Source organism: Pseudomonas sp. RA_15y_Pfl2_54 (genome assembly GCF_963971015.1).
In the GTDB taxonomy this organism is placed as follows: domain Bacteria; phylum Pseudomonadota; class Gammaproteobacteria; order Pseudomonadales; family Pseudomonadaceae; genus Aquipseudomonas; species Aquipseudomonas baetica_A.
Window position 1 is genome coordinate 26147 of the sequence record NZ_CAXAPN010000004.1, and the last position, 15534, is coordinate 41680.

Genomic DNA, 15534 nt, shown 5'->3' on the forward strand with positions numbered 1-15534 from the left:
TGACCTTGCCCGCATGGCAAGGTTGATCCTTGTAGGCATCCTCTACAGGGAGTACGACCGATGTCCGAATCCATCACTTTCGATCTGCCGATTGCCGGCATGACCTGCGCCAGTTGCGCCGGGCGTGTCGAGCGGGCCTTGAGCAAAGTCAGCGGCGCCAGTGCCGTCAGTGTCAATCTCGCCACCGAACAGGCCCGCGTCCAGGCCCCCGCCGACAGTCTGCCGGCCTTGATGGACGCGATAGCGCGCGCCGGCTATAGCGTGCCGCAGCAGACACTCGAACTGAGCATCGACGGCATGACCTGCGCCTCTTGCGTCGGCCGCGTCGAACGCGCCCTGAACAAAGTTCCCGGGGTGAAAAGCGTCAGCGTCCACCTGGCCAACGAGCGCGCCCACCTTGAGCTGCTTGGGCAGGTCGATGAGCAAACCCTGCTCGACGCGGTGAGCAAGGCCGGTTATTCGGCCAGCGTCTGGCAAGCCGAACACCCGCCAACCGACAAACAGCATCAACACCTGCAACACGAACGCTGGGCGCTGATCTGTGCGATCGCCCTCGCCCTGCCACTGGTGGCGCCGATGCTGCTGCAACCGTTCGGCATTCATTGGATGCTGCCGGCCTGGGCGCAATTTGCTCTCGCTACTCCGGTGCAATTCATTTTCGGCGCCCGCTTCTATGTCGCGGCGTGGAAAGCCGTCCGCGCCGGCGCCGGCAACATGGACTTGCTTGTCGCCCTTGGCACCAGTGCCGGTTATGGCTTGAGCCTTTACGAGTGGGCCACCGCTGCCGGGCGCATGCCGCACCTGTACTTCGAAGCATCGGCGGTGGTCATCGCCCTGGTGTTGCTCGGCAAATACCTGGAAAGCCGCGCCAAACGCCAGACCGCCAGCGCCATCCGCGCGCTCGAAGCCTTGCGTCCGGAACGGGCGATTCAATTGATCGACGGTCGCGAACAGGACGTCGCCATCAGCGCCCTGCATCTGAACGACGTGGTTCTGGTCAAACCCGGCGAGCGCTTCCCGGTCGACGGTGAAGTGCTGGAGGGCCAGAGCCACGCCGACGAAGCCCTGATCAGTGGTGAGAGCCTGCCGGTGCCGAAACAACCCGGCGACAAGGTCACCGGTGGCGCGATCAACGGGGAAGGCCGGTTGCAGGTGCGCACCACCGCCCTGGGCGCCGAAAGCGTACTGGCGCGGATCATTCGTCTGGTGGAAGACGCTCAGGCGGCGAAAGCACCGATCCAGAAACTGGTGGATAAAGTCAGCCAGGTGTTTGTGCCAACCGTGTTGGTTTTGGCCCTGGCAACGCTGATCGGCTGGTGGCTGTACGGCGCGCCGATGGAAACCGCGCTGATCAACGCGGTCGCCGTATTGGTCATCGCTTGCCCCTGCGCCTTGGGCCTCGCCACGCCCACCGCCATCATGGCCGGCACCGGCGTGGCAGCGCGTCACGGCATCCTGATCAAGGACGCCGAAGCCTTGGAACGCGCTCATGAAGTCAGCAGCGTGGTGTTCGACAAGACTGGCACGCTGACCTCCGGCGCGCCACGCATCGCGCATTTCAACGCGGTCGATGGTGATCAAAACAATCTGCTGAAACTGGCCGGCGCCCTGCAACGCGGCAGTGAGCATCCGCTGGCCAAAGCCGTGCTGGACGCCGCTGCCGAACGTGATCTGACGGTGCCCGACGTCAGCGACAGCCAATCGCTGACCGGTCGCGGCATTGCCGGCACTTTCGAAGGTCGGCGTCTGGCGCTGGGCAATCGGCGGATGCTCGAAGACAACGGTTTAAACGCCGGGACTCTGGGCGAATCCGCCAAAGCCTGGGAAGCCGAAGGCCGCACCCTGTCGTGGCTGATTGAACAAAGCCCCGAGCCGCGTATTCTCGGGTTGTTTGCCTTCGGTGACACGTTGAAACCCGGGGCACTGGAAGCGGTGCAACAACTGGCCGCACGAGGCATCCACAGTCATCTGCTGACCGGCGACAACCGTGGCAGCGCCCGCGTGGTGGCCCAGGCCTTGGGCATTGAAAACGTGCACGCCGAGGTACTGCCAGCCGACAAAGCCGCCACCGTCACCGAACTGAAGAAAACCGGCGTCGTCGCCATGGTCGGCGATGGCATCAATGACGCCCCGGCTCTCGCCGCCGCCGACATCGGCATCGCCATGGGAGGCGGCACCGACGTGGCCATGCATGCGGCGGGCATCACCCTGATGCGCGGCGATCCACGGCTGGTGCCGGCGGCGCTGGACATCAGCCGCAAGACCTACGCGAAGATCCGCCAGAACCTGTTCTGGGCCTTCGTCTACAACCTGGTCGGCATTCCGTTGGCAGCGTTCGGCTTCCTCAACCCGGTGTTGGCCGGCGCGGCGATGGCGCTGTCGAGCGTCAGCGTGGTGAGCAATGCGCTACTGTTGAAAACCTGGAAGCCCAAGGATCTGGAGGAGCACCGATGAACATCGGCCAAGCAGCCAAGCACAGTGGCCTGAGCGCGAAAATGATCCGCTATTACGAGTCGATCGGTTTGCTTAAAGCGGCCCATCGCACCGACAGCGGCTATCGGATTTACGGCGACGATGATCTGCACACGCTGGCGTTCATCAAGCGCTCGCGGGACCTGGGCTTTTCACTGGAAGAGGTCGGCAAACTGCTGACCCTCTGGCAGGATCGCCAACGGGCCAGTGCCGATGTGAAGGCGTTGGCCCGTCAGCACATCGACGAGTTGAACCACAAGATCCGCGAGCTTGGCCAGTTGCGCGACACCCTGCAGGATCTGGTCGAGCACTGCCTCGGTGACCATCGCCCCGATTGCCCGATCCTCAAGGAACTGGCGTCGGGCTGCTGCGCGCAACCCGCTCGCGCCTGATCGCCAGCCCTTTCACCGCCAGCAACGTGCCCAAGGGAATGCCGTGAAACAGCATGACCACAGCCCCCGGCGTCCACCACCCATAGAACGGGGCGGCGATCAGCATACCCACGCCGAACCCGGTCATTTGCAGCAGGGTCAAAAAGCTGAAGATCGGCAGGCGCAGGTGTTCGGGCTCACGTTGCAGACGCGACAGCAGACCGACCTCGGAAAAGCCGTCGCCCAATCCCGCCGGCAATGAAAACAGCAACAATCCCAAAAGGCTGTGTTGCTGGAACATCAGGATGAACCCGCAGGACATCAGCGCCACGCCAAAGAAAAACCGCCGCTCCAGATGGCTGTTGTCCGAGCCTTTGAGGCGACTGGCGATCCGTGCGCCGAGCAGCTTGCCGCTGGCCCACACCGCGAGCATCAAGCCCAGGGTTGTGCTGGCCGAATCGGGCGACAGCAGTTTGGAAATGATCGGGAAACCGACGTTGTGCGCGGCGCTGCCCAAGGTGTCGGCCATCGTCACGGCGAGCATCGCGGCAATCACCGGGGCACTGCGCAGACCTTGCTTGAGGGCTGACCATTCGCCGCGTTCAGGCGCTTCATTGAGGGTCGATGGGGCGAAACGCAGCGGCACAATCAACAAAGCCGCCAGCAAATAGGTCAGCGCATTCAGGGCGAACACCGTTTCAAAACCGAAGCCTGCCACCAATAACCCCGAGACCAGACTGCCGCCGACCATCGCCGCCGACGAGGCCGAGGTGATCCAGGCATTGGTCTTGATTAACTGCGCCTCAGGAATCAAACGCGGCAACTGGCTGTTGAGGCCGATGGCAAACATCGAATTGCCCAGGCCCAGGCCGAACGCAATAAACGGCAACAGCAACGCTTGCTGAGCGACCGGCACGATCAACAGCAAACCGAGCACAGCGGCGCGTAACAGATCGAACGCGATCAGCGGTACACGCCCGCTGAAGCGTCGGTAAAACCGCGTGCCGATCAGACTGGCGAAAATCCCGCCACCGACGCGACTGGCGAGGAAGATCCCCACGCTCATGGCGCTGTTGCTCAGCAAGTAGACGTAAGTGGCCAGCGCGACCATGTTGAGGAAGGCGCCGAAATCGGAGATCAGCCGGGCAGTGATGATCAGGTGGGCGTTGCGAGGAGGGGTCACATTCAGTCCTTGAGTGCGCGCAGGCGAACAAGATTCCCATACACATTGGAGCAACACCATAGAACCTTTGGGAGCGGGCTGGCTCGCGAACGCGTTGTATCAGGCAACATTGATGACGACTGACACGCCCCTTTCGCGAGCCAGCCCGCACACAGGGGAACTTCGGTGCAGGCGAGAATGGGGCGGGCACAAAAAACCGGCCGAAGCCGGTTTTTCTAAACGATCATTGCATCCACGGTGGTGGCGGTGGTTCCTCTGACTTGCCCTTGGGCTCATCATCGGCTGCCCGAATCGCTTGCTTGCGCTCTTCGTCCAGCCGCGCCGCTTCGATCTCACGCAGCACCCCGCCGACGTCGGCCAGATCCTGCGGATCGTCGAACTCGCCGGTCAGCACGCTGCCCGGGTGCAAGATGCCGGCTTCGTACAGCGCCCACATTTCCTTGGCGTACCTGGTCTTCTTCAACTCCGGCGCAAAACGGCCGAAGTACGAAGCCATGTTGCCAACGTCACGTTCGAGCATGCTGAACGCGTGGTTGTTGCCCGCCGCGTCCACCGCTTGCGGCAGGTCGATGATGACCGGGCCGGTCGGTGTCAGCAGCACGTTGAACTCGGAGAGGTCACCGTGCACCAGACCGGTACACAACATCAGCACGATCTGCGAAATCAGGAACGCGTGATACTCGCGGGCCTGATCGGGCTCCAGCACGACGTCATTCAGACGCGGCGCGGCCTCGCCGAATTCGTCGGCCACCAGTTCCATCAACAGCACGCCATCGAGGAAGTCGTACGGCTTGGGCACTCGCACCCCGGCACCGGCCAGACGGAACAGTGCCGCCACCTCGGCGTTCTGCCAGGCATCCTCGGTCTCTTTGCGACCGAACTTGGAGCCTTTTGCCATGGCGCGAGCCTGTCGGCTGTTGCGCACCTTGCGGCCTTCCTGATACTCGGCCGCCTGACGGAAACTGCGTTTGTTCGCCTCCTTGTAGACCTTTGCGCAACGCAACTGATTGCCACAGCGCACCACATAAACAGCTGCTTCTTTACCACTCATCAGTGGACGCAGCACTTCGTCGACCAGACCGTCCTCGATCAGGGGTTCAATGCGTTTTGGAGTCTTCATCAGCTTTTATTGTGGGTCCTTTATTACCAAACACGCGAATGTCACTCGTTATACGGCAATCCTCGCATCTCGGGGAGGGGGTGCCGACCTGTGAACGTTGAAGATGCACACACTGTGCCGGAAAATCGACCGCGGCCAATCATAGCGGAGCCGGTCATGAATATTGGCAAATGGCGTTGAGGGCATTTGCGACAGAATCTGACATGACGCCATTCCCACAGTGAAATGGGCGTCAACGCTCGATAATAGCGGTAACCCCCTGTCCACCCGCCGCACAAATCGAAATCAGCCCCCGGCCCTTCCCAGCCGCGTCCAGCAACTTCGCCAAATTCGCGACAATCCGCCCACCTGTCGCGGCAAACGGGTGCCCGGCCGCCAACGAACTGCCCTTCACATTGAGACGGCTGCGGTCTATCGAGCCCAACGGCGCATCGAGCCCCAAACGGGTTTTGCAGTACTCGGGATCTTCCCAGGCCTTTAGCGTGCACAACACCTGCGCGGCAAACGCTTCATGAATCTCGTAGTAGTCGAAATCCTGCAGGGTCAGGCCGTTACGCGCCAGCAACCGTGGCACCGCATACACCGGCGCCATCAACAGGCCCTCGGCGCCGTTGACGAAATCCACCGCCGCCGCCTCGCCATCGCGCAGGTAGGCCAGGATGGGCAAACCACGTTCCTTCGCCCATTCCTCACTGCCCAGCAAGACCACAGAGGCTCCATCGGTCAGCGGTGTGGAGTTGCCCGCCGTCAGCGTGCCTTTGGCGCTTTTTTCGAAGGCCGGTTTCAGCGAGGCGAGTTTTTCCAGGGTCAGGTCCGGGCGCAGATTATTGTCGCGAGTCAGGCCAAGGAACGGCGTCATCAGGTCGTTGTGCCAGCCTTCGCTGTAGGACGCGGCGAGCTTGTGATGACTTTCAAGCGCCAGTTGATCCTGATCTTCGCGAGCAATGTTCCAGGTCTGCGCCATCAATTCGCAGTGTTGGCCCATCGACAGGCCGGTGCGCGGTTCGCCATTGCGCGGAAACTCCGGGATCAAATGGTTGGGCCGCAGTTGCAGGAAAGCCTTGAGTTTGTCGCCCGTGGTTTTGGCGCGATTGGCTTGCAGGAGGATTTTGCGCAGGCCTTCGTTGACGCTGATCGGCGCATCCGAGGTGGTGTCGACACCGCCGGCGATGCCGCAATCGATCTGCCCGAGGGCGATTTTGTTGGCCACCAGCAACGCGGCCTCAAGGCCAGTGCCGCAGGCTTGCTGGATGTCATAGGCAGGCGTAGCCGGCGAAAGACGTGAGCCGAGTACGCATTCGCGGGTCAGGTTCATATCCCGTGACAATTTAAGCACCGCGCCTGCCACCACCTCGCCCATGCGCTGGCCGTGCAGGTTGTAGCGCTCGATCAGGCCTTCGAGGGCAGCGGTGAGCATCGCCTGATTGCTGGCCGTGGCGTACGGGGCGTTGGAACGGGCGAAAGGGATACGGTTACCGCCGATGATCGCGACGCGGCGCAACTGACTCATGAAAACCTCCTTATTGAATATCCTGATTCACCTGGAACCTTGTGGGAGCCGGCAACAAAACAGCCTGGGCAAACTACTCTGCTGTTCTAGCGTAGGCCTTATTGCCTGGATCGAACGATTGATTGCCGTGGGTAGTCCACACTTTGAACCCCAACTTCTGGAGAGCGTTCCATGTCTGACCGCTATATCGACTTCGCCAATTCGTCCATCGGCCATCGTCTGGTCGGGGCTCTGGGCCTGCCGTCGCCGGTGCGGCTGGAACGCTGGCAGGGCGGCCGCCTGCGGCCGGTGGACGGTGCACTGCTGATCGGGGGCGGGCCGTTGACTGAGCGCGTCAATGCGTTCGCCAACCGCCTGACCGATGCGATCTACAGCTATGGCACCGAACCGTCGATGGCCACCGCGTGGATTCCCGGCCATGGCCCGAAAATCAAGGCCGTGGTGTTCGACGCCAGTCATTTGCAGCACACCGACCACCTCAAGCAACTGCGCGAGTTTTTCCAGCCGTTGATGAAGAATCTTGAGCACAGCGCCCATCTGGTGATGCTTGGCCGAGCGCCGGAAACCCTGGAAGATCCGTTCGCCGCCAGCGCCCAACGGGCACTCGAAGGGTTTTCCCGCTCGCTGGCCAAAGAGCTGCGCAGCGGCGGCACGCTGCAGTTGATCTATGTTGGCGAAGGGGCCGAAGATCAACTGGAAGGCCCGCTGCGGTTTTTCCTTTCGCCGAAAAGTGCGTTCGTGTCCGGGCAGGTGATTCGCCTGACCGCGTGTGCGACACCGGTCACCGACTGGACACGGCCACTGGCTGGAAGCAAAGCCTTGGTGACCGGTGCTGCGCGAGGCATTGGCGCCTCCATCGCCGAAACCCTGGCCCGCGACGGTGCTGACGTCATCCTGCTTGACGTGCCGCCGGCCAAGACTGATCTCGACGCCCTCGCCGCGCGCCTTGGCGGGCGCAGCATTACCCTCGACATCTGCGCCGAAGACGCTGGCGCACAACTGATCGAACAGCTACCCGACGGCCTCGACATTCTGGTGCACAACGCCGGGATCACCCGTGACAAAACTCTGGCCAACATGACCCCGGAATTCTGGGACGCCGTGCTGGCGGTCAACCTCAACGCGCCACAAGTGCTAACCAAGGCTCTGCTCGACAGCGGCACTGTGCACGACAACGCGCGAATCGTTTTGCTCGCCTCGATCAGCGGTATCGCCGGCAACCGTGGGCAAACCAACTACGCCGCGAGCAAGGCCGGATTGATCGGTCTGGCGCAAGCCTGGGCGCCGACGCTGCTGGAACGTGGCATCAGCATCAACGCCGTGGCGCCGGGGTTCATCGAAACCCAGATGACTGCCCACATCCCGTTTGGCCTGCGTGAAGCCGGGCGCCGCATGAGCTCGCTGGGCCAGGGCGGCTTGCCGCAGGACGTCGCCGAGGCGGTGGCGTGGCTGGCGCAACCGGGTACCGGCGCGTTCACCGGGCAGGCGTTGCGGGTCTGTGGACAAAGTGTTCTGGGGGCTTAGGCATGAGCATCGAATGGCACACACTGGACCGTGAACCGAGCCTTCCCGGGCTGTATGCGCGGGCAGCGACGCGACGCAAGATCACCGGCACGCAATTACCCGACAGCGGTTTGCGTTGCTTCGTTGATGTCGATGGCCAACGGCTGGCCGCCTACCGCAAGGTCTGCGGTTTTGCCGACGACGGTCTGTTGCCGCCAACGTATCCACACATCCTCGCCTTCGCGTTGCAGATGCAATTGCTCACGGCCAAGGACTTCCCGTTTCCGCTGCTGGGGCTGATTCATTTGCGCAACCGCATTCGTGTGTTGCGGCCGATGGGCGGGATCAGTCGCGCACAAATCAGCGTGCGGGTGCACAATCTGCAACCGCATCCCAAAGGCGCGACGTTCGATGTGTTGACCACGCTGGATGATCAACTCGGGCCGTTGTGGGAAGCCGAAAGCCAGATGCTCTGTCGCGGCGTTAAGCTCGATGGCGAACCGCTGGAGCAGCACTGGGAGCCTTCGCAATCGCTGGTGGAGGTGGCGAAGTGGAAAGCCCCGGCAGACATCGGCCGGCAATATGCCAAGGTCTCGGGCGACTACAACCCGATCCACTTGAGTGCGCCCAGCGCCAAGCTGTTCGGTTTCCCTACCGCTATCGCCCATGGCTTGTGGAACAAGGCGCGCACGCTCGCGGCGCTGGCCGATCACTTGCCCAAGGCCAACCTTGAAATCACCGTGTACTTTCGCAAACCGGTGCGACTGCCCAGCGAGGTCACACTGCTCGCCACAACAGCGGGCTCCAGCGGAGAGTTGCAGTTGGTCGGCACGCAGAATCTGGAGCATATGGTTGGGCGCTGGCAGCCGATGGGGTGACCTCATGCGCCGGGGAACACCCGTAAATTGTATATATATAACTTAAGTTTTCTTCCGGCTTTTGCCCTGACTCGAAGAACACCAAGCCTTGATTTTCAAGGCTTTTTTTTGCGCGCTTATCGCTTGGGTATTAGTCCTTAGGCACTGCGAACAGCCTATATATAAAGGCGTTAATACCATCTAGAGAATGGCGTGAATCAGCGCCCGGATCGAGATTGGCACCACGGACGAGGCATTGCCAGCGACAGACCGGCAAGCCATCGAAGACAACGAACGTTGTACCAGGTGCAAGGAATCTCAATCATGAAAACTCAAGACGTGTGGTGCAAATCAGCAATCGCTCTGGCATTGATCCTCTCCCTTGGTCTCGCTGGCTGCAGCAGCGGCGGTGGCGGCCATCACAGCAGCTCCGGCAGTTCTTCGCCAGACAGTTCAACCGCCGGCACTGGCGGGACTGGTAGCAGCGGTGATACCGCTGGCACAGGTGGAACCGGTGGTACTGGCGGCACGGGCGGCACGGGCGGCACCGATCCGACCAACCCAACCAATCCGACTGACCCAACCGATCCGACCAACCCGACCAATCCGCCCGCCGCACGACTGGTGACCACCACCCTCGTACAGGATGTCGGCACAACCGTCAGTGGCCTGGGTGATGGCGTCGGCCAGATTGGCGATTCTTTGAGCACCGCTCCTGTGGTCGGTGGCGTCGTGCAGAGCGCGGCAAGAACCGCCGGCAATGTGGTCACGACCTTGGGTGACGGCGTCACCAACGGCATCGGCAAACTCGCCACCGACCCTAACGGCCTGACCACCACCGTGGCTTCGGTCGGTGGCGTGGTGCAGGATGTCGGCGACGGCGTGTCCGACCTCAGCGGCAAACTGGCAACCGCAACCAGTAGCGTTCCAGTGGTCGGCGGCGTGGTCACCAAAGTCGCACCGGTGCTCGACGGTGTCGGCCAGAAAGTCACCATGCTCGGCGATACCCTCAACACCACCCTCAGCAACGGCCCGACCAGCCAACTGACCAATAAACTCGGCAGCAGTCTGGTACCAGTGATCGCCATGGTCGAAAGCACCACCGACAAAGTCGGCGATGCCACCGGCCTGGGTGACCCACTCCAAGGCGTGATCCAGAAAGTCGGCAGCACCGTTGACGGTGTCGGCGACAAGGTGACTGGCGCCGGCAATGGCAATGCGCTGAGCAACACCCTCGGCGGTGCTTTGAGCAACGTAGGCACCGCTGCCGGCAAGGGTGGCGGCCTGGTGTCCAACGGCACCGGTTCCAGTGGCGGCGTGGGCGGTGGCCTGGGCGGTCTCGGTGGTGGCCTGGGCGGTACTGGCCTGCTGCAAACCGTCGGCGGCGCCGTCGTCAACGTGGGCACAGGCTTGAACGCCGGCAGCACCAATGGCGCGGTCAGTGCCGGTGGCGTGACGGCGGGCGGGCTGGGCAATGCTGTCGCCTCGCTGAACACTGTCCTCGGTGGCTCGGGTAGTCCGATCACTTCCACCACCACGCCGTTGGCCGCGCTCGGCAACAATGTCGGCGGCGCACTCAGCCCGGTCACCAGCGCAGTCACCGGCCTGACGCAACAGGTGGGCGCCGCCACGGGGCTGGGCAGTCCTGTGGCCAGCCTCACCGGCCAGGCCGGCAGCGCGGTGAGCAATCTCGGCGGTGCGATTGCCGCCACTAATAACCCGGTCACCACCGCTGTCGGTGGCCTGGTCAGCAACGTCGGCGGTGTCGTCACTGCCGCTGGCGGTCTGGTCAACGGAGGCACCGCCAGCGGCGGCACCACCGGTGGTCTGGGCGGTGTTCTGGGTGGCCTGACGGGCACCTTGAGCGGCAACAACCTCTGAATTGCACCTGGCCGATTCGACGGCCGCACCTACAGCGCCTACGCTTGGTTGAGGGCGGAAGATTCCTACGAGTCTTCCGCTTTTTTCTTAGGAGAACATCAGCCCTGCGCTGTGATCTGACCACGGAGTGTCCTATGCGCTTTATGGCATCCCTGCTGTTCCTCAGTCTCAGTTCCGCCGCCCTCGCCGACACCCTCCCCAGCTTCCTCAATAGCAACGAAACCATTCGCAACCTGCCCGTACCCAATCTACCGGCGGACGCCTATCGCCCGACGGCTACGCCGCTGCAAGTGCCTGACCCCGGCGCAGCCGCCGCACAGCCATTGATGATGCAGACCAAAGTCAATCTCAAGACCGTGCAGATCGAAGGCGGCACGATCTATCCGCTCAACGAATTGGCCGACATCTACAAACCGCTGATCGGTCACCAGAGCAGCCTCGCCGACCTGATCGAAGCCACGCGCAACATCACCCGGCGCTACCAGCAGGATGGGTATCTGCTGTCCTACGCGTTCCTGCCGCAACAAAGTTTCGACGACGGCGTGGCGCGCGTTGTGTTGGTCGAAGGCTATGTTCGCGACATACAAATGCAGGGCGACGTCGGCCGGGTCAAAGGCCTGCTCGACAAACTGGCGGCGAAAATCCAGGCCGAACGGCCACTGACCCGCAAGACTTTCGAGCGCTACACCACGCTGATGACGCGCATTCCCGGCGTCACCATTCAGGCCCAGGTGCCGCCACCCGGCACCACCGATGGCGCCACGACGCTGGTCGCCCAGGCCAGCCGCAAACCGTTCACCAGCACACTCAGCACCACCGAAGACAACCGCAACGGCACGCAGGCCCTGCTCGGCGTCAGCAGCAACTCGCAAACGTCCATGGGCGAACAACTGACCCTCCGCGGTCTGTTCCCACCGGGTGACGACCACGAGCATTACTATCGCCTGGACTACAACCAGTTCCTCGACAGCGAGGGTACGCAACTCGCCCTGTCCGCCTCACGCTACCGTGCCGACCCCGGCACCAACGTGTTGCTCGACAATGGCCTGCAACTCAAACCGCACCGTGAGAATGATCGCTACTCGATCGGTTTCACCCTGCCGCTGATTGCAGCGCCCAACGAACTGCTGACCGCCGGCTCGCGGCTCTACGCGGTCAACGACAAGACCCGCTATAAAGTGATCGGCTACCCGCTGAGCGTCGAGGAGCGCACCGACATCCGCGCCCTCGCCTTCGAAAGCGACTGGCGCAAGGCCGATGCCCGGCAACTGCGCATCCTCAGCGGCGGCCTGTATCAAGGGCTGGACAGCATGGGGGCGAAAACCAACAACAGCGCGCTGGACCTCAATTTCTTGCGTCTGCGCCTGTCCGGGGTGCAAAGCGACAAGTTCCTCGACAACTGGCAAGGCGTGCTCTCGGCCGCGTTGTACTGGAGCGACGACACCCTGCCCGACAGCGAACGCGCGGTATTTGGCGGGCAGAATTTCGGTCGCGGCTACCCCGACGATCAGGCGTCCGGCGACAAGGGCTGGGGGGTGGCGTACGAGGTCAACTACAGCTTCAACCGCGACGGCAACTGGCTGCGCATCCTGCAACCCTACGTGGTGCTCGATCGCTCGCGCAGTTGGTTCAATAAACTGCCGGTGCAGGCCAACAATCTGTCGTCGGCGGCAGTCGGGCTGAGGTTCGGCGATGCCAAGTACTACAACATTTCGCTGGAGGCAGCGAAGGCAATGTCGGATGAAGCACTGGACACGTTCAACCGCCGGGCACGGTACAGCATCAGTTTCAGTTATCAGCTATAGAAACGGCTGGCGCCTGTCAGAACGCTTGCTCGCGAAGAACGATGACGCGGCGAGCCTGTTGAATACTGTCAGCCGCCGCCACCCGTTCCACTGCTGACCTTGCCACCCTGCTCCTGATCGAAAAACGGCGGGATCTCATGCTGGTAGCTTTTCAGCCAACGCTGCATCACCAGTTCGCGCTCAGTCGGCGTCTGGGTCTGAGGTTTGGGCGAGGCCACTTTGTTGCGGCTTTGCAGCAGCAGCCAGCCTTCGGTTTCCTGTTGCTGGGCCGAGGCCGGGCCGGCGTCGATGGCATGACTGGTGAGCGGCAGGGCCAGCAAGCCCAGGCAAACAATGATGGCTTTCATCGCGGGTCTCCTTATTTGAGCATCGCCGTAACGGCGGCGGGAGATGGGCTCGGCACTTTGAGTTTTTCCGCGCGGCTCTGTGCTTCGCTGAACTGCGCGGGGCTCAGGCCGAGGCGGCTGACCAGTTCGGCGGCGCGGTTCCAGTCATCCTGATACAGCAACAGCGTGACCAGATTCAGTGCGGCCAATTGATCGCTCTGCTTGAGTTCCATGGCGGTGAGAAACTCAAAACGCGCATCTTCGATACGCAATTGATTGAGGTAGACCACTCCCAGATCGTTGCGGATTTTTTCGTCGGTCGGGGCCAGGCGTGCGGCGCGTTGCAGGTGCGCCTGCGCCTGGCCGTAGTCGGACTTCGCGGCCGCGAGTTGGCCCAGACCATGTTCGGCTTCGGCCGCCAGGCAGGTGCCGAGCAAGCTGCGATACAACGGTTGGGCCTCGCTGCGACCGAGCAAGCGGTAAACCCTGGCCTTGCGCAGACGCACATCGGCGAGGTTGTCCGGCAGGCTTTGCAGGTTGGCCAGACTGGCGTGGAGCTTGCCTTCGTTGGCCATGTCGTCGGCCAGGTTCAGCGACAGTTGCTGATCGGAACTCAACTTGCCGCAACTGGCGCTGCTGGTCAGCGCCTCCCAGGGGTTTTGCCCGGTGTTGGCACAGCCACCGAGCAACAACAGGCAAACACCAGCCATCATTGCTTTCATCACCACTCCTTCATGCCCCCAATGCCTTGGCCAGGGCGGTGAAGCCCGGGCCGGCCAGGACGATCAATAATGCAGGGAAGAGAAACAGCATCATCACGACGGACATTTTTGCCGACATCTTCGAAATGTATTCCTGCAGGCGCGTGAGGCGCCGGTCATCGAGCAGTTGCTTGAGCGACAACAGCGATTTCATCGCCCCACCGCCCTGATGCAGCAACTGCTGGAGAATCACGCAGGTGTCGGTGAACTCATCCACCGCCAACAGTTGCGTGGCCTTGTTCAGTTCTTCGCCCAGTTCAAGGCCCGAGTCGACCCGGGCCAGCACCAGGCGCAACTCATGAGTCAGCACGGGGAGCAACGCTTGGCCTTCATGGCTCAGCACACGCAGTGCCTGCTCCACGGCCATGCCGGACTCGAAGAGGATGCGCAGCAACGGAATAAACGTGCCGATCTCACTGGCCAGTTGTTTCTGTCGCTGGGCAACGGCCATCACCAGCAACCGCTTGGGCAGCAGGTAGCCGACGCCGAGGGCGAACAACGGCGCGATCCATTGTTTTTCCACGGTGGGGAAAAACACCGATTGCAACAGCACTGCCAGGGCCAGCATCAGCAACGGCGCACCGATCTGACAGGCAGCGAACAGCGAACGCTGGCGTGCGCTGCGCCAGCCGAGACGGCTGAGCAGGGTTTGCGTTTCGTTGTCGAGCTTGACGCTGTGCTGCCCGACCTTGCTCTCGCCGAGCGACTGCAACAGGTTGCCGAGGCGGTTTTCGCGAATCAGGTCGCCGTCCAGTCGCCGGATGATTTGCCGCGCGCGGCGACGCTGCTCCAGCAGATGGGCGATCAGTAACACGGCGGCGCCGAGCAACAACAAGGCGCTGATCATCAGAGGCGTCGTCATAGGCTGCGCAACATCCGCCAGAGCAACAGACTGCCGATCACCTGCATGCCGAACGCCGTGGCGAGCATTCGCTGCCCGGACGGGTCGTGCCACATGGCGACCAGATAAACCGGATTGGCCATCAGGAAATACCCAGCCATGGCAATCGGCAACAATCCCAGCACCCACGCGGTGAGGCGGGTTTCACCGGTCATGGCGCGTAATTGGCGCGCAGCCTGATCGCGTTCGCGGATCATCTTGATCAGGTTTTCCAGCAACTCACTGGCATTGCCGCCGTAGCGATGATTGACCTTGAGGCCAAGGGCGAACAGACGAAACTCGTCTCGCTCGTAGAGTTCGGCCAGATCCGACACCGCGTCCGGCAAACTCACCCCCAACTGGACGTTGCGCTGCACCCGGCCCATGGCGTTTTTCAGCGGTTCTTCGCTGACCTCGATGCCACCCAGCACCGCGTCGGCCAACGTGCGACCCGACTTCAGGCTGCGCACGGTGTAGTCGAGCAGTTGCGGCAGTTGCTCGATCATTCGTCGCAAGCGCCGTTGGTAGCGCCAACTGACGTACAACCGCACGGCCACTGGCGGCAACACCACCATCACCAGTACGCCGATCCATCCGGCGAGCGCCAGACCCAGCACGATGGCGAACATCCATAGCAAGACCCATGCACCAAGACGTTCGGTCGGCCGCCCCAGGCCCGCGCGCAAGAAGGCCCGTTCAAGGCCAGCCCAACGCGTTGGGGGGGCGTTTTCATGCGGCAGTCCCTCATTCAATCGCTCCATTACACGAGTGGCACCGCTCAGACGCCATGCCTTATAGAACAGACGCATGGATTGCCCGAACAACGCCAGACTGAGCAAGTACAGCAGCAGCGGTTTAAGCATGC

13 protein-coding genes are annotated in these 15534 nt (G+C 62.2%); 6 read left to right on the forward strand and 7 right to left on the reverse strand.

Annotation, left to right across the window (positions count from 1 at the left end; translation table 11 throughout):
* Positions 1–60 precede the first annotated feature (60 nt).
* Together AACY50_RS04005 and cueR are read left to right on the forward strand one after the other, a co-directional pair.
* Positions 61–2454, forward strand: a complete 2394-nt coding sequence (locus tag AACY50_RS04005; RefSeq protein ID WP_339538177.1) for a heavy metal translocating P-type ATPase — start codon at positions 61–63, stop codon at positions 2452–2454.
* Positions 2451–2864, forward strand: a complete 414-nt coding sequence (gene cueR / locus AACY50_RS04010) for a Cu(I)-responsive transcriptional regulator (protein WP_339538178.1) — start codon at positions 2451–2453, stop codon at positions 2862–2864. The genes AACY50_RS04005 and cueR overlap by 4 nt, the downstream gene beginning before the upstream one ends.
* Here cueR and AACY50_RS04015 read toward each other — a convergent pair.
* The 3 genes from AACY50_RS04015 to AACY50_RS04025 form a co-directional block, all read right to left on the reverse strand.
* The gene (locus AACY50_RS04015; RefSeq protein WP_339538179.1) at positions 2818–4026 is read right to left on the reverse strand and encodes an MFS transporter; all 1209 of its coding nucleotides are present in this window, start codon (positions 4024–4026) and stop codon (positions 2818–2820) included. The two genes, cueR and AACY50_RS04015, sit on opposite strands and share 47 nt — an antisense overlap.
* A 223-nt stretch (positions 4027–4249) precedes the next feature.
* Positions 4250–5146 (reverse strand): PA4780 family RIO1-like protein kinase, encoded by an 897-nt coding sequence (locus AACY50_RS04020; RefSeq protein WP_339431881.1) that lies wholly within the window; start codon positions 5144–5146, stop codon positions 4250–4252.
* A 232-nt stretch (positions 5147–5378) separates the two neighbouring features.
* On the reverse strand, positions 5379–6656 hold the full coding sequence (locus AACY50_RS04025; RefSeq protein ID WP_339431880.1) for an acetyl-CoA C-acetyltransferase: 1278 nt from the start codon (positions 6654–6656) through the stop codon (positions 5379–5381).
* A 171-nt stretch (positions 6657–6827) separates the two neighbouring features.
* Here AACY50_RS04025 and AACY50_RS04030 point away from each other — a divergent pair, with 171 nt between their 5' ends.
* From AACY50_RS04030 to AACY50_RS04045, 4 genes are all read left to right on the forward strand, one after another.
* The gene (locus AACY50_RS04030) at positions 6828–8180 is read left to right on the forward strand and encodes a 3-oxoacyl-ACP reductase (RefSeq protein ID WP_339538180.1); all 1353 of its coding nucleotides are present in this window, start codon (positions 6828–6830) and stop codon (positions 8178–8180) included.
* A 2-nt stretch (positions 8181–8182) separates the two neighbouring features.
* A complete protein-coding gene (locus AACY50_RS04035; protein WP_339538182.1) occupies positions 8183–9037 on the forward strand; it encodes a MaoC family dehydratase in 855 nt (284 codons plus the stop codon).
* 303 nt (positions 9038–9340) lie between these two features.
* Positions 9341–10897 carry a collagen-like triple helix repeat-containing protein gene (locus AACY50_RS04040; protein ID WP_339538184.1) on the forward strand — a complete coding sequence of 519 codons (1557 nt, stop codon included), beginning with the start codon at positions 9341–9343 and terminating at the stop codon, positions 10895–10897.
* 134 nt (positions 10898–11031) lie between these two features.
* On the forward strand, positions 11032–12702 hold the full coding sequence (locus tag AACY50_RS04045) for a ShlB/FhaC/HecB family hemolysin secretion/activation protein (protein WP_339538186.1): 1671 nt from the start codon (positions 11032–11034) through the stop codon (positions 12700–12702).
* Positions 12703–12770: 68 nt separating this feature from the next.
* Here the strand turns inward: AACY50_RS04045 and AACY50_RS04050 are convergent, their stop codons facing one another.
* Genes AACY50_RS04050 through AACY50_RS04065 form a run of 4 tightly spaced genes read right to left on the reverse strand, consistent with a single transcriptional unit; the run spans position 12771 to position 15532 of the window.
* Positions 12771–13049 (reverse strand): DUF3613 domain-containing protein, encoded by a 279-nt coding sequence (locus tag AACY50_RS04050; RefSeq protein ID WP_339464623.1) that lies wholly within the window; start codon positions 13047–13049, stop codon positions 12771–12773.
* A gap of 11 nt (positions 13050–13060) precedes the next feature.
* Complete coding sequence (locus AACY50_RS04055; RefSeq protein WP_339431874.1) at positions 13061–13750, reverse strand: hypothetical protein; 690 nt, start codon at positions 13748–13750, stop codon at positions 13061–13063.
* A 10-nt stretch (positions 13751–13760) separates the two neighbouring features.
* Positions 13761–14651, reverse strand: coding sequence for a type II secretion system F family protein (locus tag AACY50_RS04060; protein ID WP_339431873.1), 891 nt, complete (start codon positions 14649–14651; stop codon positions 13761–13763).
* Positions 14648–15532, reverse strand: a complete 885-nt coding sequence (locus AACY50_RS04065; RefSeq protein ID WP_339464622.1) for a type II secretion system F family protein — start codon at positions 15530–15532, stop codon at positions 14648–14650. Before AACY50_RS04065 ends, AACY50_RS04060 begins: the two co-directional genes overlap by 4 nt.
* Between the last annotated feature and the right edge of the window lie 2 nt (positions 15533–15534).